Annotated in this window: 22 protein-coding genes; 20 read left to right on the top strand and 2 right to left on the bottom strand. The window is 60.1% G+C overall.

Annotated elements, in window-relative coordinates; translation table 11 throughout:
- Positions 1 to 132 precede the first annotated feature (132 nt).
- From rpmE to AC1DA5_RS04205, 20 genes are all read left to right on the top strand, one after another.
- The gene (rpmE, locus tag AC1DA5_RS04300) at positions 133 to 345 is read left to right on the top strand and encodes a 50S ribosomal protein L31 (RefSeq protein ID WP_058236992.1); all 213 of its coding nucleotides are present in this window, start codon (positions 133 to 135) and stop codon (positions 343 to 345) included.
- 83 nt (positions 346 to 428) lie between these two features.
- Positions 429 to 1,532, top strand: coding sequence for a peptide chain release factor 1 (gene prfA, locus AC1DA5_RS04295; RefSeq protein ID WP_480289330.1), 1,104 nt, complete (start codon positions 429 to 431; stop codon positions 1,530 to 1,532).
- A complete protein-coding gene (gene prmC, locus AC1DA5_RS04290) occupies positions 1,525 to 2,433 on the top strand; it encodes a peptide chain release factor N(5)-glutamine methyltransferase (RefSeq protein WP_074026190.1) in 909 nt (302 codons plus the stop codon). Before prfA ends, prmC begins: the two co-directional genes overlap by 8 nt.
- A gap of 4 nt (positions 2,434 to 2,437) precedes the next feature.
- A complete protein-coding gene (locus AC1DA5_RS04285; protein ID WP_058236990.1) occupies positions 2,438 to 3,097 on the top strand; it encodes an L-threonylcarbamoyladenylate synthase in 660 nt (219 codons plus the stop codon).
- A 12-nt stretch (positions 3,098 to 3,109) separates the two neighbouring features.
- On the top strand, positions 3,110 to 4,252 hold the full coding sequence (locus AC1DA5_RS04280) for a glycosyltransferase family 4 protein (RefSeq protein ID WP_058236989.1): 1,143 nt from the start codon (positions 3,110 to 3,112) through the stop codon (positions 4,250 to 4,252).
- A 2-nt stretch (positions 4,253 to 4,254) separates the two neighbouring features.
- Complete coding sequence (locus AC1DA5_RS04275) at positions 4,255 to 4,782, top strand: hypothetical protein (protein WP_058236988.1); 528 nt, start codon at positions 4,255 to 4,257, stop codon at positions 4,780 to 4,782.
- A 143-nt stretch (positions 4,783 to 4,925) separates the two neighbouring features.
- Positions 4,926 to 5,825, top strand: coding sequence for a F0F1 ATP synthase subunit A (gene atpB / locus AC1DA5_RS04270; protein ID WP_070726433.1), 900 nt, complete (start codon positions 4,926 to 4,928; stop codon positions 5,823 to 5,825).
- Positions 5,826 to 5,870: 45 nt separating this feature from the next.
- Entirely contained in the window at positions 5,871 to 6,077 is a 207-nt protein-coding gene (gene atpE, locus AC1DA5_RS04265; protein WP_058236986.1) for an ATP synthase F0 subunit C, read from the top strand.
- Positions 6,078 to 6,082: 5 nt separating this feature from the next.
- Positions 6,083 to 6,667 (top strand): F0F1 ATP synthase subunit B, encoded by a 585-nt coding sequence (locus AC1DA5_RS04260; RefSeq protein WP_058237819.1) that lies wholly within the window; start codon positions 6,083 to 6,085, stop codon positions 6,665 to 6,667.
- On the top strand, positions 6,667 to 7,494 hold the full coding sequence (locus AC1DA5_RS04255) for a F0F1 ATP synthase subunit delta (protein ID WP_058236985.1): 828 nt from the start codon (positions 6,667 to 6,669) through the stop codon (positions 7,492 to 7,494). Before AC1DA5_RS04260 ends, AC1DA5_RS04255 begins: the two co-directional genes overlap by 1 nt.
- 43 nt (positions 7,495 to 7,537) lie before the next feature.
- Positions 7,538 to 9,172 carry a F0F1 ATP synthase subunit alpha gene (atpA, locus tag AC1DA5_RS04250; RefSeq protein WP_070726435.1) on the top strand — a complete coding sequence of 545 codons (1,635 nt, stop codon included), beginning with the start codon at positions 7,538 to 7,540 and terminating at the stop codon, positions 9,170 to 9,172.
- Between the two features lie 3 nt (positions 9,173 to 9,175).
- The gene (locus AC1DA5_RS04245; RefSeq protein WP_058236983.1) at positions 9,176 to 10,102 is read left to right on the top strand and encodes a F0F1 ATP synthase subunit gamma; all 927 of its coding nucleotides are present in this window, start codon (positions 9,176 to 9,178) and stop codon (positions 10,100 to 10,102) included.
- A gap of 18 nt (positions 10,103 to 10,120) precedes the next feature.
- Complete coding sequence (atpD, locus tag AC1DA5_RS04240; RefSeq protein WP_371935771.1) at positions 10,121 to 11,575, top strand: F0F1 ATP synthase subunit beta; 1,455 nt, start codon at positions 10,121 to 10,123, stop codon at positions 11,573 to 11,575.
- Positions 11,575 to 11,838, top strand: a complete 264-nt coding sequence (locus AC1DA5_RS04235) for a F0F1 ATP synthase subunit delta/epsilon (protein WP_058236982.1) — start codon at positions 11,575 to 11,577, stop codon at positions 11,836 to 11,838. The genes atpD and AC1DA5_RS04235 overlap by 1 nt, the downstream gene beginning before the upstream one ends.
- A 79-nt stretch (positions 11,839 to 11,917) precedes the next feature.
- Positions 11,918 to 12,340, top strand: a complete 423-nt coding sequence (locus tag AC1DA5_RS04230) for a DUF2550 family protein (RefSeq protein ID WP_058236981.1) — start codon at positions 11,918 to 11,920, stop codon at positions 12,338 to 12,340.
- A 27-nt stretch (positions 12,341 to 12,367) separates the two neighbouring features.
- Positions 12,368 to 13,066, top strand: a complete 699-nt coding sequence (gene nucS / locus AC1DA5_RS04225) for an endonuclease NucS (protein WP_070726439.1) — start codon at positions 12,368 to 12,370, stop codon at positions 13,064 to 13,066.
- A gap of 13 nt (positions 13,067 to 13,079) precedes the next feature.
- A complete protein-coding gene (locus tag AC1DA5_RS04220; RefSeq protein WP_058236979.1) occupies positions 13,080 to 14,333 on the top strand; it encodes an N-acetylglucosamine-6-phosphate deacetylase in 1,254 nt (417 codons plus the stop codon).
- Positions 14,334 to 14,831: 498 nt separating this feature from the next.
- Positions 14,832 to 16,484 carry a hypothetical protein gene (locus AC1DA5_RS04215; RefSeq protein ID WP_141757307.1) on the top strand — a complete coding sequence of 551 codons (1,653 nt, stop codon included), beginning with the start codon at positions 14,832 to 14,834 and terminating at the stop codon, positions 16,482 to 16,484.
- Positions 16,481 to 17,494, top strand: coding sequence for a DUF8094 domain-containing protein (locus AC1DA5_RS04210; RefSeq protein WP_058236976.1), 1,014 nt, complete (start codon positions 16,481 to 16,483; stop codon positions 17,492 to 17,494). The genes AC1DA5_RS04215 and AC1DA5_RS04210 overlap by 4 nt, the downstream gene beginning before the upstream one ends.
- The gene (locus AC1DA5_RS04205) at positions 17,495 to 18,457 is read left to right on the top strand and encodes a tetratricopeptide repeat protein (RefSeq protein ID WP_227469280.1); all 963 of its coding nucleotides are present in this window, start codon (positions 17,495 to 17,497) and stop codon (positions 18,455 to 18,457) included.
- A 62-nt stretch (positions 18,458 to 18,519) separates the two neighbouring features.
- On the opposite strand, the gene AC1DA5_RS04200 is transcribed toward AC1DA5_RS04205, so the two are convergent.
- Together AC1DA5_RS04200 and glgB are read right to left on the bottom strand one after the other, a co-directional pair.
- A complete protein-coding gene (locus AC1DA5_RS04200; RefSeq protein ID WP_070726447.1) occupies positions 18,520 to 19,041 on the bottom strand; it encodes an O-acetyl-ADP-ribose deacetylase in 522 nt (173 codons plus the stop codon).
- 70 nt (positions 19,042 to 19,111) lie between these two features.
- A complete protein-coding gene (gene glgB / locus AC1DA5_RS04195) occupies positions 19,112 to 21,301 on the bottom strand; it encodes a 1,4-alpha-glucan branching protein GlgB (protein WP_480289324.1) in 2,190 nt (729 codons plus the stop codon).
- Positions 21,302 to 21,348: the final 47 nt, after the last annotated feature.

Raw genomic sequence — 21,348 nt, 5'->3', positions numbered from 1 at the left:
CCGGTACATCATCTGGATCTATCGGCCGGAAAGTGGCACAATTGCAACTCGGTTCCGGTTCACCGCGTAATGCGCGATGTCGATGATTGCGCATGCGGACCCGGCGTCCTCGAATCCCGTAAGGAGAAAACCATGAAAAAGGGTATCCACCCCGAATACGTTCCCACCACGGTGACGTGCACATGCGGCAACTCGTTTGAAACACGCTCGACGATTACGTCGGGTCAGATGCGCGTGGACGTGTGCTCCCAGTGCCACCCGTTCTACACGGGTAAGCAGAAGATTATGGATACTGGTGGCCGCGTGGCTCGCTTCGAAGCCCGTTACGGCAAACGCAGCAAGTAGCGTTTGACTTCAGCGCCGGTGACCCGTCAGGGCACCGGCGTCTTTGTATCGCACATCTTTTCGCCACAATCGGAGGAGCTCGCATGGCATCGGCATCACACGCAGATGAATTCCCGACGCTGCAGGCACTGCTCGAAGAGCACCATAGTGTCGAGCAGCAAATGGCAGATCCTGCACTGCACAACGATCAGGCAAAGGCTCGTAAAGTGGGGCGGCGCTACGCCGAACTGAACCGTGTTGCCGAGGCTTACCAGCGCTACTGCGCAGCCAGTGACGATATGGAAGCAGCTCGTGAACTCGCCGAGGAGGATCCGTCATTTGCGGATGAGGTGACAAGCCTGGAGGAACAGACCCGCCAGGCGCACGATGCCCTCGTCGATATTCTGACGCCGCGCGACCCTGACGACGCGCTCGATGTGATCCTGGAAGTCAAGAGCGGTGAAGGCGGCGAAGAATCCGCCCTGTTCGCAGCAGACCTGGCACGTATGTACGAGCGCTACGCCACCACGAAGGGATGGTCGGTCACCGAACTGTCCTCCACGCCCACCGAGCTGGGCGGCTTCAAGGACATCACGATGGCGATCCGCGCCAAAGGCACACCCAGCCCGGAAGAAGGCGTGTGGGCTCATCTCAAGTACGAGGGTGGCGTTCACCGCGTCCAACGCATCCCTGTCACCGAATCGCAGGGACGAATCCACACCTCTGCTGCCGGCGTATTCGTCATGCCGGAAGTTGAAGAAGATGACGAAGTTGAAATCGACCAGAACGATCTGCGCATCGACGTCTACCGTTCGTCAGGGCCTGGCGGACAGTCCGTGAACACGACGGACTCGGCTGTGCGCATCACTCACATTCCGACCGGCATCGTCGTGTCGATGCAAAATGAGAAATCGCAGCTGCAAAACCGTATCGCAGCTATGCGCGTGCTGGCATCCAGACTTGCTGCTGAAGCCAGGGCCAAGCGTGAGGCTGAAGCCAGCGCACAGCGCCTGTCTCAGGTACGCACCGTTGACCGCTCGGAGCGCATCCGCACCTACAATTTCCCGGAAAACCGCATCTCTGACCATCGCACCGGTTTCAAGGCCTACAACCTTGACCAGGTGTTGTCCGGCTCCCTGGATCCTGTCATCCAGTCAGCGATCGACACTGACGAGGCAGCGCGCCTGGGCAAAGCGGGCGATGAATAGGGCACTGAACGAGCAGCTGGTGCTGCCGCGTTCAGCAACCTATACGCCACGCGAATTGTTCGCGTGGGGCAGACGCGCCCTTCAAGCAGTCAACCTGGAGGGAGCACACGCCGACCAGGATGCCCGTGAGCTGCTGGAATGGGTACTGGGCTGTGACAGCCTCGTGAGCGCCCCGGACCAGGTGGGCGCGCGCGCAGCAGAACGCTACCGCTGCGCCATCGCATCGAGGCGCACCAGCATTCCTCTGCAGCACATCACAGGTCGCATGTATTTTCGGATGCTCACCCTGCGCGCAGAGCCCGGCGTATTCGTTGTTCGACCCGAAACCGAAATGGTCGCGCAGCACGCCATTGACGCGGCGCGAACCTGCAGTGCGGATGAGCCTGTGGTGGTGGACCTGTGTACAGGGTCGGGAGCCATCGCACTTGCGGTTGCCACCGAGGTACCCGCCTCGCGCGTTCTTGCCGTGGAGATTGACGAGGCTGCCTGTCAGCTTGCCGCTCGCAATATCGCTGACATCGAGCCGGTGCGCGTTCATCTGGTACGCGCCGATGCATTATCCGCCCTCGTCGAATACGAGGGGAGGGCCGACGTTGTCGTGTCGAACCCGCCGTATGTTCCCGGCAGCGCCCACCCTACGCAACGCGAAGCGCAACTGGACCCGCCGCGTGCCTTGTATGGCGGGGGAGAAGATGGGCTGGTGATCCCACGTGGCATCATGACCCGGGCGCGCGCCCTGCTGGCTCCGGGCGGCACACTCGTTATGGAGCACGCCGAATCTCAGGCAGAGGATCTTGTGGCATACGCTACAGCTCAGGGCTTCACGAATGCGCATACGGCACCGGATTTGACGGGACGGCCCCGCATGGTTATCGCAACCGCCCCCGTCGTGGAACAATAGCCGCGTGGCACATTCGACTATTCTTCACTGTTCACATGGCATCTCAGCGCAGGATCTGCAGCGCATCCGCGCATGTGTCAACGGTGGTGGCCTCATCGTCATGCCGACCGACACGGTCTACGGGATCGGCGCAACCGCACACGACCCTGCCGCCGTCGAAGCTGTTCAACACGCCAAGGGGCGAGGACGCTCCAAACCGCCGCCGGTTCTGGTCGCAGATAATGAAGCGCTGGACGTGCTTGGCACTGACATCAGTGAGAGCACGCGTTTACTGGCGCGACGGTTCTGGCCTGGAGGTTTGACGCTGATCGTCCGCGCCCACCCCGACCTGGGCTGGGATCTGGGCGACACGGGCGGCACGATCGCACTGCGCATGCCTGATAGTGAGGTGGCGCTGTCGATTTTGCGCGAATGCGGTCCAATGGCCGTCACATCAGCGAATCTGACGGGCGAGCCTCCCGCCACCAGTGTTGAGGCGGCCGCTGCCTCGTTCGAGGATCACGTCGACCTGTATATTGACGGTGGTCCAACGGCGGGGGCGACTCCCTCGACGATCATCAATATGGCCACGGAGCAGCCCACACTGATCCGCCTGGGCGTCATCGACCCGCGCGACCTGGAAGATACGGCGGGCTGCACTTTTAAAAGTCCTGAGGACAAGTAGAGGCCGCCACCGATGAAGGTCTACCTGCTGCTCATGCTCATAGCCAGTGGTGTCACCGCGATTATGACGCCGCTGGTGCGATGGGCGTGTCTGCGGTGGGGGATTGTGCCGAAGCTGCGTGAACGCGATATTCAGGTCACACCGATACCGCGACTGGGTGGCATCGCCATGACCGTCGGTCTGCTCATCACTTTGCTGATCGGCTCACGAATCCCGTACATGGCGCCCGTGTATTCGACCAGCATCCCGTGGGCAGTGATGGCAGGTGCTGCAGCCATGTGCGTGCTGGGCGTGCTCGATGACCTGCTGGAGCTGGACTGGCTGACCAAACTGACCGGACAGATCCTGATCGCCGGTCTCATGGCACTCCAGGGTGTTCAACTCGTTTCATTTCCCATCTTCGGCATCACGATCGGGTCGTCACGGTTGTCGCTGATTGCCACCGTGTTCGTCATGGTCGGCATCATCAACGCCGTGAACTTCATTGACGGTCTGGACGGTCTGGCGGCCGGAGTCGTGGGGATTGGTGCGGCCGTGTTCTTCGGGTATTCCTACCTGCTGTCACGCCAGCTTGGTGCACAGTCATATGCGACAACCGCGTCACTGATCGTGATTGCACTGGTCGGGATCTGCGCCGGGTTCTTGTGGTACAACTATCACCCCTCGTCCATCATGATGGGCGGGGGAGCTGAGACGCTGGGATTGATTCTGGCTGCCTCCGGTGTCATCGTCACCGGTCAGATCGACCCCAACGTGCTGGAGCGAAGCCAGATCATCGCCGGTCTCATGCCGATTATTTTGCCCCTGGCTGTGATCGTCGTCCCCATCGGAGATCTGATGGTGACGGCAGTTCGACGCATGATGCGTGGGAAGAGCCCATTCCACGCCGACCGCTCCCACTTCCACGATCGCCTATTGGCACGAGGACGTTCCCATCGCGCCGTTGTCATGATTTTGTATTTATGGACGGCGATCATTTCGACTGCCGCATTGTCCTTGCTGCTGGTTGAATGGAACCGGACAGTGATGATTTTTGTGCCGCTGATTGTCCTGGCCACGATCCTGACCGCATCTGAATTCCCGTGGAAGATATCAGCGCGCGCACGCCCGCCACAGTCCGAGGCAGATGCGCCCGACCCGAGATCCGAAAGGTAGCCATGTCACTCGACAATGACCACACGCCCACCCGCGCAGCTACTCAGCCAGCGATGAATCACGCCATGACAGCGCTGCGCCGGTTCATAGTGCTTGCAGGCGTCGTGATGACAGGCGGGATCCTGGTGTGCTGGGCGTTGATGTCAACGGTCGGCTGGGCGACCGCGCTGGTCAGCATCCTGGTTGTGGCAGTCCTGTGCGCCGCCGAATTCGTTGCACTGCCGCGCATGGTCGCGCAGGGACCGAATCTGTTCCTGGCGTGGATCGGCGGGGGATATTTGCTCAAGCTTGTGGCAGTGGCGGTCGCGCTCTTGGCATCGCGCCCCCTGGGGCTCAATCACCGCGTTGTCGCGATGACGGTAATCGTGACAATCCTCTCATTGATGGTGATTGAACTCGTGATTTTGATGCGTACGCGCACCCCCACGGTGGTCCCAGCTGCGACGCAATCCGGTCAAGTGGCGCAAACTCGCGACTACTCCCGCACGCGGTTAGGTGAGCACGATCCGGGTGCTGACACCTCAATGTGACGTTTGTCCCGCGTATCAGGTAGTTTTGGCACTAAAGAGGGTCTGAACCCTGTTAGAGTAGGGACGCTGCAACGCTCGTGACACCACGTGTCGGCTAGCCTGTAGCGCAGTGCATGCGGATCGAAAGGAGGCCGTCCTCGGCGATGTCAACGACCCAGGTGTCCACACAGGTCACGTCACGCTCCGCTGAGCCCAGGCGACGTAACCTTCCGCTCTGGTACTGGATTGTCACGGCAGGTCTGGTTCTTCTGATAGCTCTGACAGCTATTCCTGCGCTGCGCAGCCATCCCCACAGTCCCGGTGTGACAGATTTCTTCCCGCCATCGCTGTTCGGACCTGAACACGGTACGGTGGTCAACCGCCTGACACTGGCACGCATCATTGCTGCGGTGCTGATCTGTGCTCTGTTTGTTGCGGGCGCAATGAGGGCGAAGATCGTCCCCACTCGCTTCCAGCAACTGATTGAAGCATGCGCCCTGTTTATCCGCGATTCGATCTCCATCCCGATGTTGGGGGAGAAGCGAGGGCGACAGTACGCGCCACTGATCGGCGTCTTTTTCTTCGGCGTGATCGCAATGAACATCACCGGCATCGTTCCCGGTATCAACATTGCCGCCTCGTCGGTAATCGCTGTGCCGCTGGTGTTCGCAATCTTCTCCTACGTGTCGTTCATCTGGGCGGGTATCCGTACCCGCGGTGTCGGCACGTTCTTTGCTGAGCAGCTCTTGCCGAAGGGACTCCCTAAGCCGGTTTACCTGCTGATCACTCCCATCGAGTTTTTCTCAACATTCATTGTCCGCCCTGCAACGCTGGCGGTCCGACTCCTGTGCAACATGATGTCGGGACACCTGTTGCTCGCATTGACGTTCTTCGGGACGTCAGCCCTGCTGGCGGCGGCAGGCTCGCTCAAGGCTCTGGCGGTCGCCACATTCGCGGCAGCCATTGCAATGACGCTTTTCGAGATCTTCGTCGCCTTCCTGCAGGCCTACATTTTTGCCACGCTGACTGCTGTCTACATCAAGTTGTCGGTGGAATCCCATTAGTCAAATACACAGCCGCTTGGCACACACACAGAAAAGGAAGAATCCATGACCGGAACAATCGCCTACATCGGCTACGGAATTGCAACCCTCGGACCTGGTTTGGGTATTGGCATGCTGGTGGGCAAGACCCAGGAAGCAACCGCCCGTCAGCCTGAGGTTGCCGGCCGTCTGTTCACCAACATGATCATCGGTGCCGCACTTGTCGAAGCCCTCGCCTTGATCGGCTTCGCAATGCCCTTCGTCGTTCAGTGATATTCATGTTGCCAATGCAAGAAGCAGGAGATGCGGCGGCTGGGACGAGCGTCCTCGTCCCACCAGTGGCCGAAGTCTTTCTGTCTGCCATCATTTTGCTGGGAATCTGGCTTGTCATCGGCAAGTTCGCTCTTCCCCGCATCTACGCGATGATGGATGAGCGCGAGGAGCGCATCGAGGCCGGTCTGCATGCTGCTGAACAGGCACGTGAAGACCGTGCACTTGCTGAACGCGAACGCGAAGAGGCGTTGGCGCAGGCCAACGTTGAGGCTCATTCCATTCGCGAGCAGGCAAATGCTGACGCGAAACGCATCAAGTCTCAGGCTCGCGAATCCGCCCAGGAAGAAGCCGCCCGCATTCAGGAGAACGCTCAGCGCCAGATTCAGGCTGAACGCCAGTCAGCAGTGGTTTCGCTGCGCTCGGACATTGGTGAGCTGGCAACCCAGCTGGCCGAACGCATCGTCTCTGAGCAGCTCAGGGATCAGGATCTGTCACATCGGGTGATGGACCGCTTCCTCGATGACCTTGATGACATGTCGTTGAGCACGCCTGCGTCGACCTCCGCACAGCCGCAAGGAACGAACGCATAATGCGCAGATCAAGCCGCATGAGTGTCGATGCCGCACAGTCAGTTGTGTCGCGCATCTTGTCGCCCACGTTCTCTGAAACTGACCAGGGACTGCGTGTGGCGGAAGAGCTCTTCGCTATCGCAGATATGGTCAGGGACGATTCACGCTTGGGTCGCTCATTGACCGATCCGGCGCGCGCTCGTGAGGACAAGGTGCGTCTGGCTGACGACTTGTTCGCCGCCACGGTCACCTCTCAGACGCTCGAGGTGATTCACACTCTCGTTGAGGGCGAGTGGTCATCGTCCAGTGACATTATCGAGGGTCTGGAGCAGGTGGGTATTCACGCTCTTCTGCGTGACGCGAAGTCTCATGACGGCTTGGACCGGGTTCTTTCCGAATTGTCCGACATTCACCAGGTCCTCCTGTCCAACCGGGAGCTGCGCACGCAGCTGTCGGTGCTGGGGCGTGGATCATCTGACGATCGGGCAGCTCTGGCGGAAAAGATTTTCGGACCTCACGTCAGCGCATGGACTCTGCGGATTGTGCGCCGCCAGGTCGGACGGCTCAACAAAGGACAGCTGATGTCGCATCTGCGCCATATCGCGCAGGACGCAGCGTCCCTGAAAGATGAAAACCTGGTGTCCGTCATCAGTGCCGGCCCGTTGACAGATACTCAGATGCATCGCCTCCAGACGATGCTCAACGAGAAACTGGGCGAAACGGTCAGCATCGACATGACATACGATCCCTCCCTGATCGGAGGATTCCGAATCATCTCCGGCGACCTCGTCATAGATTCATCGATAGCAACGCGACTACGACAGTTGCACCAATCCCTCGCGCACTGATAGATGAAGGCGCACCACAATACACAGACAAAGGAAACGCTCAATGGCTGAACTCTCGATTAGCTCCGAAGAGATCCGCTCGGCTCTCGATTCTTTTGTGGACTCCTACAAGCCCACTCAAGCGGCAGTCGAAGAAGTCGGACACGTCACCGAAACGGCCGACGGCATTGCCCGCGTGGAAGGCCTGCCCGGTGCAATGGCAAACGAGCTTCTTCGCTTTGAAGACGGCACGCTTGGCGTGGCCATGAACCTCGACGTGCGCGAAATTGGTGCCGTTCTGCTGGGTGATTTCAGCGGCATTGAAGAAGGCCAGCCGGTTCACCGCACAGGTGACGTTCTGTCTGTGCCGGTTGGTGACGGATACCTGGGGCGCACCGTTGACCCCCTCGGCAATCCGATCGACGGTCTGGGCGAGATCCAGGATCTGACGGGTCGACGCGCCCTCGAACTTCAGGCACCCGGCGTGATGATGCGTCGTTCGGTCCACGAGCCGCTCCAGACCGGTCTGAAAGCTATCGACTCGATGATTCCGATCGGACGTGGCCAGCGTCAGCTGATCATCGGTGACCGTCAGACAGGTAAGACCACCATCGCGATCGACACGATCATGAACCAGCGTGATAACTGGCTGTCGGGCGATCCGAGCAAGCAGGTGCGCTGCATCTACGTGGCGGTTGGCCAGAAGGGTTCGACGATCGCATCGGTGCGCTCCACACTGGAAGAAAACGGGGCGATGGACTACACCACCATCATTGCCTCACCGGCATCCGACCCCGCAGGCTTTAAGTACCTTGCGCCCTACACCGGATCCGCTATCGGACAGCACTGGATGTACGAGGGTAAGCACGTCCTCATCGTGTTCGATGACCTGTCCAAGCAGGCCGAGGCCTACCGAGCCGTGTCCCTTCTGCTGCGTCGCCCACCGGGGCGTGAAGCATACCCCGGCGACGTGTTCTACCTGCATTCACGTCTGCTCGAACGTTGCGCCAAACTCTCCGATGAACTGGGCGGCGGATCGATGACGGGTCTTCCCATCATCGAAACGAAAGCGAACGACGTATCGGCCTACATTCCGACCAACGTCATTTCAATCACCGACGGCCAGATCTTCCTGCAGTCGAATCTGTTCAACTCGAACCAGCGCCCTGCAGTCGACGTCGGTATCTCGGTGTCCCGCGTGGGTGGCGACGCTCAGATCAAGGCCATGAAGAAAGTGGCGGGCACGCTGAAACTGACGCTGGCCCAGTACCGTTCGATGGCGGCGTTCGCAATGTTCGCTTCCGACCTTGACGCCACGACCCGTTCGCAGTTGACTCGTGGTGAGCGTCTGATGGAACTGCTCAAGCAGCCGCAGTCCACGCCGTACCCCGTGGAAGAACAGGTCGCATCGATCTGGGTGGGTACGCACGGCTACCTCGACGAGCTGGACGTGTCTGACGTGAGTTCCTATGAGCATCAGCTTCTGGACTACCTGCGCTCACACTCCGACGTGCTGACCACGATCCGCGAGACTGGCGTGCTGGATGATGACACGGAGAATGCTCTGCGTGAGGCCGCAGAGAAGTTCACGCAGCAGTGGCTGAGCGCTCAGCCAGGTGAGAACCTGGAGGACGGCGAGGTTGAAGCTGAACATTCACGTGAAGAGATTATCCGTCGTCGCCGTGAGAAGAAGGCCTGATCGATGGCTGGTCAGCAGAGGATCTACAAGCAGCGCATTGCGTCTACGCAAACGCTGAGCAAGGTCTTCCGCGCCATGGAGATGATTGCAGCCTCCAGGATCGGCGCGGCGCGTCGCGATGCGACCGAAGTGGGACCCTACGAGCAGGCGATCACGCAGGCTGTGGCCTCAGTTGCCATCCACACGGATATGGGGCACCCGCTGACCGACGTGCGAAACGACACGCCTCGCGTGGCCGTGCTGGTGGTCGCTTCTGACCGAGGCATGGCGGGTGCCTATTCAGCGACAATTCTGCGTGAAACAGAGCACCTTATCACCACGCTGCGCGAAGAAGGGAAGACCCCGATCCTGTATACCTGCGGGCGTCGCGCCAAGAATTACTTCAGCTTCCGTGGCGCTGAGATCGAGCGTTCGTGGGAAGGTGAATCGGACGAACCCAGCCTGGAGATGACGCACAGCATCGCCGAGGAACTGCTGAAGCGGTTCCTGGATGAGGACAGGATGACCGGCGTGTCCGAGGTTCACCTGGTCTACACGCGATTCCGGAACATGATGAGTCAGATTCCTCAGGTCAGGCAGATGCTGCCGCTGACTGTCGTGGATGCCTATGGTGAAGGCGAGACAAATGAAGTCGATCCGGTAAAGGACGACGGATCACTGCTTTTCCCTGAATACGAATTCATCCCGTCTGCGCGCGACGTCCTCGATGCTTTGCTGCCTCTTTATGTGGAAAGCCGCATCCGCAACGTTCTGCTTCAAGCCGCCGCATCGGAACTGGCGTCGCGTCAGCGAGCGATGCACACGGCAACCGACAACGCTGAAGAATTGATTACGAAGTACACGCGTTTGGCGAATTCGGCCCGCCAGGCGGAGATCACGCAGGAAATTAGTGAGATCGTGGGCGGGGCCGACGCCTTGGCTAACGGCTGAGCCCACATGATGGAGAAGATGACCATGACAGAATCACCAGAAACCGGCGAAGGCCGAGTTGCCCGCGTCGTCGGCCCCGTTGTCGACGTCGAGTTTCCGCCTGACCGGATCCCGGCCCTCTACAACGCACTGCAGGTGGATGTGGAGCTGCCTGACCAGGGCGAAGGATCCGAATCATTCGTCATGACGCTGGAAGTCGCACAGCACTTGGGTGACAACCTGGTTCGCACAATCGCACTCAAGCCGACTGACGGCCTGGTGCGCGGTGCCCGCGTGCGCGACACCGGCGGCCCCATCACTGTCCCGGTCGGTGACGTCACCAAGGGACACGTCTTCAACGTGATCGGTGAACCGCTCAACCTCAAAGATGGCGAACAGCTCGAAATCACAGAGCGCTGGCCTATTCACCGTCAACCACCTGCATTCGATCAGCTTGAGCCACGCACCAAGATGTTCGAAACGGGCATCAAGGTGATCGACCTGCTTACCCCCTATGTGCAGGGCGGCAAGATCGGCCTGTTCGGCGGCGCAGGCGTGGGCAAGACCGTGCTGATTCAGGAAATGATTCAGCGTGTTGCTCAGGATCACGGCGGCGTGTCCGTGTTCGCCGGTGTGGGCGAACGTACCCGTGAAGGCAACGACCTGATTCACGAAATGGCTGATGCAGGCGTCTTCGACAAGACCGCACTGGTCTTTGGCCAGATGGACGAGCCGCCGGGGACCAGGTTGCGTATCGCGCTGACCGGCCTGACGATGGCGGAATACTTCCGCGATGTACAAAACCAGGACGTGCTGCTGTTCATCGACAACATCTTCCGTTTCACTCAGGCAGGTTCCGAGGTGTCCACCCTGCTGGGCCGTATGCCCTCGGCCGTGGGTTACCAGCCGAATCTGGCGGACGAGATGGGCCAGCTTCAAGAGCGCATCACCTCTGCCGGTGGTCACTCCATTACCTCGCTGCAGGCCATCTACGTGCCAGCCGATGACTACACGGACCCCGCGCCGGCTACCACGTTCGCGCACCTGGATGCGACCACGGAACTGTCCCGTGAGATCGCGTCGAAGGGTCTGTACCCGGCGGTTGACCCGCTGTCATCGACCAGCCGTCTGCTTGACCCGGCTGCGATCGGCCAGGAACACTACGATGTGGCAATCCACGTCAAGGCCATCTTGCAGAAGAACAAGGAGCTGCAGGACATCATCGCCATTCTGGGTGTCGACGAATTGTCCGAGGAAGACAAGGTCACGGTTGCGCGTGCACGTCGAATCGAACAGTTCCTGTCACAGAACATCTATATGGCTGAAAAGTTCACCGGCCAGCCAGGCTCCACCGTTCCGCTGTCAGAAACCATCGAAGCCTTCAAGCGCATTGCCGAGGGCTACTACGACAAGGTTCCTGAGCAGGCATTCTTCAATATCGGCGGCATTGAGGATCTGGAGCGCAAGTGGCACGAACTTGAGGCAGAATCCTGATGGCCGAGACAGGGGCGCTGAGCGTCAAAATCGTGACGAAGCGAGGCCTGTCCTGGCAGGGAGCTGCGCAGTATGTGCAGGTCCCAGTCGAAGACGGCTCGCTGGGCATTTTGCCTCATCGTCAACCATTGTTGGCTAGATTGAAAGAAGGTCCCGTCATTCTCACCATTGGCGACGACACGAAGACATTTCCGGTAGCCGGCGGATTCGTCTCCGTGGATTCTGACGTTGTCACCGTTGTTGCAGAAGGCATGGAGTCCTGAGAACACTGAGAACTACGTCCGTGATGAGCATTCATCACGGACGTAGGCGATATTACTGCATGGAAGGAGCTACAGCATCATGAACACTGCGTTGGTGTGGGCGCTGTGGCTCATCGTCATACTCGCCGTCATCGCTATGCTGATCGTCGGCTATATCAATGTGCGTGCCCGCCGGCTGGACACCTACCTGGGATCGTTTAGATGCTGGGCGCGCCGAGACTCTCAGTCCGGCTGGACAGCCGGAGTCGCCCATTACGGAGTCGAAACCCTCACCTGGTACCGCCTGGTGGGGTTTTCCATGCGGCCGGTTTTCTCAATGCCTCGACGTACCCTTGAAGTCTCAGCGCCCGACACTCGCTCTGTTGACGGAACCATGATCGAAGTGCATCTGGTCTCCGGTGATGATCGCTGGCAGGTGGCGATGGCCGCATCCAGTTACAACGGCCTGGTGTCATGGGCAGAATCTGGCCCTCCGCGTTCCTCGCAATCGTCCATCGACTAAAACGAGCAAAAAGGCAGGCACGCTTTCGTGCGTATCGTAGTAGCAACATGTTCAGTTGATTATTCAGGCCGGCTAACCGCGCACCTGGACAAAGCCCCGCGCGTCATCATGCTGAAGGCAGACGGCTCGGTCCTGGTTCACTCCGATGGCGGCTCCTATAAGCCGCTGAACTGGATGAGCGCCTCGTGCCATATGCGCATCGATGAGCCCAGCACCGATGAAACGGATCTAGGCGTGAGCGAGGTGTGGACTGTTCAGGCCGCCAAGTCTGACGACCAGCTGCTCATCCGTATTTTCGACGTTCTCCACGACGTCAACGAGGACCTCGGCGTGGATCCGGGCCTCATTAAGGACGGCGTGGAAGCCCACCTGCAGGCTCTGCTGGCTGAACAGGTGCCCTTGATCCTGGGAACGGGATACTCGCTGGTTCGCAGAGAATATCCCACGCCAATCGGGCCGGTGGATCTGCTGGTGCGCGACGAACACAATGTTCCCATCGCTATCGAGGTGAAGCGACGCGGTGGCGTCGACGGAGTGGAACAGCTCACTCGCTACCTGTCGCTACTGGCCAGAGATCCCCTGCTTTCTGACATTCGCGGCATTTTCGCTGCTCAGGAGGTCACGCGGCAGGCACGCACACTGGCAGAAGACAGAGGAATCCAAGTAGTCGTACTCGACTACGACGCAATGCGAGGCGTCGATGACGCAGAATCTCGCCTGTTCTAGGAAAAGAGAGACCATGACGGATCAGACTGATCAATCCACTTCACTCGTTGCTCTTCGAGGACGGGTCGTCACACCGGATACGGTGATCGACGATGGGGCAGTGGCGTGGGACCGCGACACCATTATCTGGGTCGGTGATGCGGCGGCGCAGGAGGCCCCCTCGTCAATTCGTGAACAACTCAATGATCTGAAGCCGAGCGATGACATCATTATCCCTGGCCTCGTCGACGTGCACTGCCACGGCGGTGGTGGCGAATCGTTCCCGAACGCGCAGACCCCCGAGCAAGCGATGACGGCTGTTACCGAGCACCGCGCTCACGGGACGACCTCCCTTGTTGCATCGCTGGTGACTGCTGACGCGCAGACCCTCAAGGAACGTGCTGCCATGCTCGCCACGCTGGCCGATCGAGGGGAGCTGGCTGGAATCCACTTTGAAGGTCCGTTCGTGTCTCATGAGCGCTGTGGCGCGCAGGACCCACAGTTCATCTGCGACCCGGATCCCGTGCTGACAGCTGAACTGCTGGACGTGGCTGGCGGGCACGCGGTGACCATGACCGTGGCGCCGGAGAAACCGCACGCCAGCGGTGAGGGTTCAGTGGCTGAAGTACTGCGCGAGGGGGGTGCTCTGCCATCGTGGGGGCATACGGATGCAGAGCCGGACGACGTTCGAGCCGTCTTTGAGGACGCCCGAGGACGCTACGCTGATCAGCTGAAAGACCCGGACCATACACGTCCCCTGGCGACGGTGACGCACCTGTTTAACGGCATGAAGCCGATGCACCACCGCGATCCCGGTTCCATTGCAGAGTTCCTTGCAGCGGGTGCGCGAGGTGATGCGGTCGTGGAGATGATCTGTGATGGTGTGCATGTCAATCCCACGCTGGTGCGCTGTGTGTACGAGGTTCTCGGACGGTCGCGCTGCGTCTTCATCACTGATGCGATGGCTGCTGCCGGAATGGCGGATGGCAGCTACCAGCTTGGGCCTCAGGCTGTGACGGTAACTGATGGGATTGCTCGTCTGACTGATGGCGGAGCGATCGCCGGTGGAACAGCTCACCTGCTCGATTGCGTGCGCGTCGCAGTAGGCGCTGGAATTCCGCTGGTCGATGCGGTATTTATGGCATCTGCTCAAGGTGCCAGAATCCTTGGCGATGAGACGGTGGGGGCACTCGAAGTCGGCAAGCGTGCTGACGTGGTCTGTCTGGATTCTGAGCTGCACCCCTTGCGCGTGTGGCGCGCGGGTGTCGTGTGCGATAGGAATAAGTAAGAGCGGCAAGACGACGTAGGCGGCCAGAGGAGCGATCACGACATGGGGCGGGGCAGACGGTCACGAAAACGACCTTGGGGCGGCGAACATCCGCGCCTCGATATGAGTCGTCTGGCCTCCATGCCGCTTAGTGCCGAGGGGCCTGGTGGGCTGCACTATCAGGTGTCGTACGTGTCGGGATCGCAGAAGACGTACACGTGTCCTGGTTGTGTCCATCCGATTGCTCCTGGCACACCTCATGTGGTCGCGTGGCCCGAAGAAGCACCCTTTGGATGGGATCAGGGGGTGGAAGCCAGACGCCATTGGCACCGGCATTGCTGGGAGCACCGGCTTCGGCCCCTCTGAGCCTGACTTGTTGGGCCTGTCTCGTGAGCCCGTCAGGCACTGCCCTTTTCGACTCTGCGATATGATGGATTATTACCATCGGTTCTGCGCTCACATCAACGGGCACTGTATTGTGAATGACATACGAGGAATTTTTGCGGAGGAGCGGACACTGTGAGTGGTATCAGACGTTACGCCAGCGCTTTAGCCCTTGCAGCAGTGGCTCTTGTTGCTGGCATCATCGGCATTTTGACACTGACCGTTTGGGCACCTGGACAGCACATTGAGGCCAAGGCTGACCCAGATCAGCCCTATGTGATGACGCGTGCGCGTGTGCTCCCTTTGAAAGCAGAAGACGTGACAGTGACCGTCGAAGCTGCCGATGCGTCGACGCCCGTCAGTGTCGTGGTTGGATCCACTCCTGATGTGATCGGGTGGCTCGGTGACGAGGCTTATACCGAAGTTGTGGGCCTGGAAGCTGGTATGACACAGCTGAAAGTAACCGACCATGCGGAAACGGATGCGAATCAGGCGCAATCGTCGGATGTGGCTGATGGCGAGCAATCCGCAGCTGCTCCTCAGTCAACGGCCGATGGCCAGGCACAGTCCGAAGCTCAGACTGCCAAGGAAGAAGCTCAGTCGGGGGCCTCGATTGCGAACCCGTTGGATAATGACATGTGGTTGGATCAGGCAGCCGGCCAGGGGAGCGCGTCGCTCACACTGAAAGCCGTTCCTGACACGGTGTCCGTACTGGCCACGACAGACGGTTCGAAAGCCCCGACATTGACGTTGACTTGGCCGGTTGAGCGCACCAATATCGCAGCGATCGCCGTGTGGCTTTTGACCATTGTCCTGGCACTGATCGCCGCAGTCATGGCGGTCATCATCTGGCGCAACCAGCGTCGCCGCGCGGCACGTGCCGACGAGCTGAAGTCTCGTGACCAGGCTGATACCACCGACACCGCCCCGATCGACATCTCCCAGATGCCAGACGCCGAGGAAGCCTCTGACGAGGCAGACGATGAGGGTGACGTGTCGCAAGCTGAGGACGGTACCCATGAAGCAGACAAGGCTGAGTCGCTTGATGTCAGCGAGCCGGTCCCGGTAGCCGACCTGACAGATGAAGCTGACGGCTTGCCTGAGGAGCAAGCCCACCGGCAAGAACACGATCACTGTGAAGAGGTGAAACGCTCCGAAGAGGCGAACCAGTACGAAGCAGCGGAAGAGCCGGAAGAACTTGCTGAATCCGCTGAACCTGTCGAGCCGGCCATGAACGGCGAAGCTGAAGACCTCGTCGAACAGAAACAGGCTGCCGAACCCGCTGAGTCGGAGGAAGCTGTAGAACCGGCTGAGCTTGCTGAGCCGGCTGAGACTGCAAAGCCAGCCGAACCAGTCGAACATTCGGCCCCCACCGATTCGGGTGTCATTGACATGTCCGTGGCTCGTGTACCGATGGTCTTCCCGACGCGACGCGCATTACGCGAAGCGCGCTCCCGAGGCGAAGAATCGGTGAATATCGATGGCCACGAATTCAACACTGGCCTCATCCCGATCGTCCCGTCGGCGCACCAAGCAGACAGCGGCGACACCCTCGTACGTCAGACAGACGGCGACCGTGCGGAAAACGAAGCCGACCATGTGAGCGGCACTGGACACGCGAGCCGAACCGACCGTTCACAGGACGGCGACGATCCACGGGGCGACGATACACAAGCTGACGCCGAACGACCTCAGGACACTGGCCGTTCCCAAAAGGGCGCATGGACGTCCATCATGTCGAACTGGCTGCATCGTGACGGAACAGGATCGACCAAGGAGGAACAGTGATACGCCGCCGCATCTGCGCTGCCGTGGTGATGCTCGCATCACTGTCGATGGTCAGCGCCTGCTCGTCAGGAGAAATAGAAGTACCGGCCACTGAACAGCCAGCGTCCGGCGCAAACGGTGCGGCCAACCTGGATGCCAACCGCATCAACACGATCCTCGGACATATCCAGGCCGCACTCGACCAAGCCAGTGACGAGGGCACGACCGAAGCCCTGTCCGGACGCGTCAAAGACCCGGCTCTGCGCATGCGCGGTGCACAGTTCGTGCTCGCCAAAGCCAAGGACACCACGGTGCCGCAGCTGAGTCTCACCGGGGAAATGGTGACATCGACCAACTCAACGACGTGGCCGCGAATGTTCCTGGACATCGAGCAAAGCTCGGACGGGGAACTGCCGATTGTTTACGTCATCACTCAGCAGGATGCGCGCTCCAATTACGAACTGGAGAACTGGGTGCGCCTTCTGGGCGGCTCAGAATTCACGACAGCCCCACTGGAGACGGGTGCAGCATACGTACCTGCCGATGCCGACGGCTTCATCATGACGCCCAGCGAAGCAGTGGAAAAATACGTCGAAATGCTCAATTCTGGCACCGCCGGATCCGACATGTTCGCAGAAGACGAGTATGCGCGCTCGCACTTCGACGAGATCGCATCGCTCGGACAATCCGTGCAGGCCGCCGGTACCGTCACGGCTCACGCACAGACGGAGGGATTGCCGATCTCAGGACTCGTCTTGAACAACGGATCAGCCCTCGTGTCCGCATCGTTCGCAATGACGCACACCTACCAGCGCACGGTTGCCAGATCCACCATGCAGCTGGGCGGCTCCCCTGCGGCTATTAACGAGGGAGACCCCAAGGTTATCGGATCGGCATCTGCAAAATACCTGGTCTCGGTTTTGATTGAGCTGCCGCAGGCCGGATCCGATCAGAAAGCTCGCGTCATCGGCGCTGAACGTGTGATCGAGCAGGTCACGCGCGACGATTCAACCAAACCCGAAGGAGAATAAGTGGCAGAGAGTGATCCATCAATGGCGCAGCACAATTCGCAGCGGGAACCAGCCTCGCGTGCAGCGCACAGCGCGGAGGCCTCCGAACAGTCTCACGTGCAGCGTCAGGTCGCCGATTCTCACGGTGCCGTTGACCTGTCCGCTTCGGGCGTCCCTGCTGCCGCTCCTGCCGACGGTGATGCCGGGGTGCAACTGAACGTGCCTTTGATTCGCGACTGCGATGACGCTCAGTTCGAGGACATCATGGCAACGTCACGCACTGTTCCTGTGCTGATGGCACTGTGGTCATCGCGCTCCTTGGAGTCATCGTCCGTTCTGTCCATGCTGGAGGGGATCGTCCGCGAAAGGAGCGGCGCCTTCCAGTTGGTGAAGATCGAGGTGGAGAAAGCTCCGGGCATCACTCGCGCACTTCAGGTGCAGGCCTTGCCGACGGTGTGTGCACTGATCGGTGGGCGCCCGATCCCGCTCTTCCAGGGAAATGCGATTAAAGAACAGGTCGTGCCGGTCCTGGATGAACTGTTGACGGCAGCCCAGCAGATGGGGGTTACGGGCCGCGTCGCAGTCAGCGGGGAGGACGTGAAGGCGCCCGTACCGCCTGAACACCAGCATGCGTTGGACCTGGAAGAATCAGGTGACCTCGACGGCGCGATCGCGGCGTGGGAGAAGATCGTGGAGCGCAATGCGCGCGACCACGATGCCGAAGCCCAGTTGGCGCGCGTGCGTCTGCTTGAGCGCGGCACGGCTGGGAATGCGGATAACGACCTGGATCATGCTGATGAGCTGTTTAACGCCGGCCAGCACGCTCAGGCCTTCGACGTTCTGATCAGCGCTTTGGAGCACAGCACCGATGATGACAGGCGTGAAGAGCTGCGCACACGCATCCTGGACTTGTTCCGCGTGGCCGGATCCTCACCGGAAGTCAACGCTGCCCGTCGCAGGCTGGCAACCGCTCTCATGATCTAGAGGCTGGTGTGGTGATCGCACCTGAGGCAGCTCGAATCGGCTCGTCCGCGCGTCGGGGCAGTCTAGTGCTCGCCGGCGACGCTGCGCCATACGTGCAGGGCTCGGTCATCAAATAAGCAGAACACGATCCTGATTGCGTGCTCGTCCTGTTCGCTTTCATAGGTGCGAGCCGCCTCTATGCCGATACTCGCAACCTGTTCCATATCCCAGCCGTACACTCCTGCTGAAATTGCAGAGAACGCTACGGAGCGTGCACTGATGTCCTCGGCAACCCGCAGACTCGACGTGAAGCAGGAGCGTAGCAGATCCGGGTCAGTCTGCCCGCGATGCCGGTTAGGTCCGACAGTGTGGATTACCCAGCGCGCCGGCAGTCTGAAACCCTCAGTCGCTACAGCGTGCCCCACGGGAAGACCATCAGGGAACTGGCTGGCACGCACTTTCTTGCAGGCGGCGAGCAGGTCGGGCCCAGCTCCGCGGTGAATTGCCCCATCCACGCCGCCACCACCCAGCAGTGACGAGTTCGCAGCGTTGACAATGGCGTCCACCTCAAGTGTTGTGATGTCGCCGCTGATCAGTTCCATCATTGCTCGCATATCTCACGGGCGGTTGAGCGAGCAGGCAGGAATTGCTGCCCGTCCGCTCAACCGTCCGTGTCTAGTTCTCAGATGTGACAGGACGCAGCCAGAGCGCACCCAGCGGTGGCACGCGCAGCTCAGCCGATGCTGGCCGGCCGTTCCATGGAACATCTTCAGCGATGACCGGCCCCATGTTGATCACACCGGATCCGCCGAACTCTTCGCTGTCAGTGTTGAGGATTTCCTCCCACTGGCCGCTGAACGGCAGCCCCACGCGGTAGCCCTCGTGAGGTGTGCCGGCAAAGTTCGTGACGCAGACAAGGAGGTGCTGCTTGTCATCGGAGCCCATTCCCTTGCGGATATGGGAGATCACGTTGTGATCGCCGTCTGACGCGTCGATCCACTCAAAGCCCGTGTAGTCGTCGTCCCACAGCGCGGGCTCGTCGCGATAGATCCTGTTGAGAGCCGACACCAGCGACAGCAACCCGGAATGCAGATCGTCATCGAGCAGCCACCAATCCAGAGAATGCTGCTCGGTCCATTCCTGTTCCTGCCCAAATTCCTGTCCCATGAACAGCAGTTGTTTGCCAGGATGCGACCACTGGTAGGCGTACAGTGCGCGAAGCGAGGCCATTTTCTGCCACTTATCACCGGGCATCTTCGAAACGAGCGAGCCTTTGCCGTGAACGACCTCATCATGGGACAGCGGCAGAATGTAGTTCTCGGAGAATGCGTACACCAACGAGAACGTGAGTTCACCGTGGTGCCAGCGACGGTTGACAGGGTCTTCCTGCATGTACCGCAGCGTGTCGTTCATCCAGCCCATATTCCACTTCATGCCGAACCCCAGGCCGCCTCCTGACGTTGGCGCGGTCACGCCGGGCCACGCTGTTGACTCTTCAGCCACCATTACGATGCCGGGGTGACGCCTGTAGGCAGTTGCGTTGGCTTCCTGCAGGAACTGGATGGCTTCCAGGTGTTCGCGACCGCCGTACTGATTCGGCCGCCACTGGCCTTCCTTGCGTGAATAATCCAGATACAGCATGGAGGCCACCGCATCGACACGCAAGCCATCGACGTGGAACTCCTCGAGCCAGTACAGGGCGTTGGCAACCAGGAAGTTGCGCACCTCCCGACGCCCGAAGTTGAAGACGTACGTTCCCCAATCCGGATGTTCACCACGCAACGGATCGGGATCCTCGTACAGGGGAGTGCCGTCGAAACGGGCAAGCGCCCAGTCATCCTTCGGGAAGTGGGCTGGCACCCAGTCCAGGATGACGCCGATACCTGCCTGGTGGAGGCGGTCCACCAGATAACGGAAGTCGTCGGGCGTGCCGTAGCGTGAGGTCGGCGCGTAGTACGAGGTGACCTGGTAGCCCCACGAACCGCCGAACGGATGTTCAGCCACCGGCATGAATTCGACGTGCGTGAAACCGGCTTCGGTGACGTAGGCGATCAGCTCATCAGCGAGCTGACGGTAGCCCAGCCCCTGTTTCCAGGATCCAATGTGGACTTCGTACACTGACATGGCAGCGGTGTGCGGGGTGGTGTGAGCACGCCTGTCCATCCACTCATCGTCATCCCACCTGTGGAAACGGTCGGTGACAACAGAGGCAGTTGCCGGAGGAATCTCGGTGGCACGTGCCATCGGGTCAGCCTTTTGGAACCAGTTACCGCCCGGCCCTCGGATCTCGAATTTGTAGCGCGCTCCCACGCCCACACCTGGGATGAACAGCTCCCACACGCCGGACGATCCCAGTGAGCGCATTGCGCTGGCGGTGCCGTCCCAATAGTTGAAGTCGCCGACGACGCGCACGGCAGACGCGTTGGGCGCCCATACCGCAAATGCGACGCCCTCGACGTCACCCATCGGGCCGGTGTAGTGAGTCAGATGTGCTCCCAGAACTTTCCACAGTTCTTCGTGTCGTCCCTCGGAAATGAGGTAAATATCCATTTCGCCCAGTGTGGGCAGGAAACGGTAGGGGTCGTCCATCAGTGTCGTCTGGTCACTGTAGGTCACGCGCACTCGGTAGTCGGGAATATCGTCACATTCAAAGACGGCAACCCACACGCCGGAGCGTTCGTGAACAGCGTCAACTGTTTGATCGGGCGTGACAATTTGGACGGCGTCGGCCAAATGATGCACCGTGCGGATCGTCACTGACCCGTCACTGAGGTGCGCTCCGAGCACGGCATGAGGCAGGTAGTACTGCCCCTGCGCCACTGTATCAAGGAGGTCTGGATCTTGAGGAATCGGTGAGGCGTTCATGACCTCATTTTCCCATGCACACGGTCACGGCGTGGCCGTTCGGACGG

The sequence above is a fragment of the Pauljensenia sp. C0254C2 genome (genome assembly GCF_056583835.1).
The sequence above is the reverse complement of the archived record's forward strand: the minus strand, read 5'-3'. Positions and strand labels throughout refer to the sequence as shown.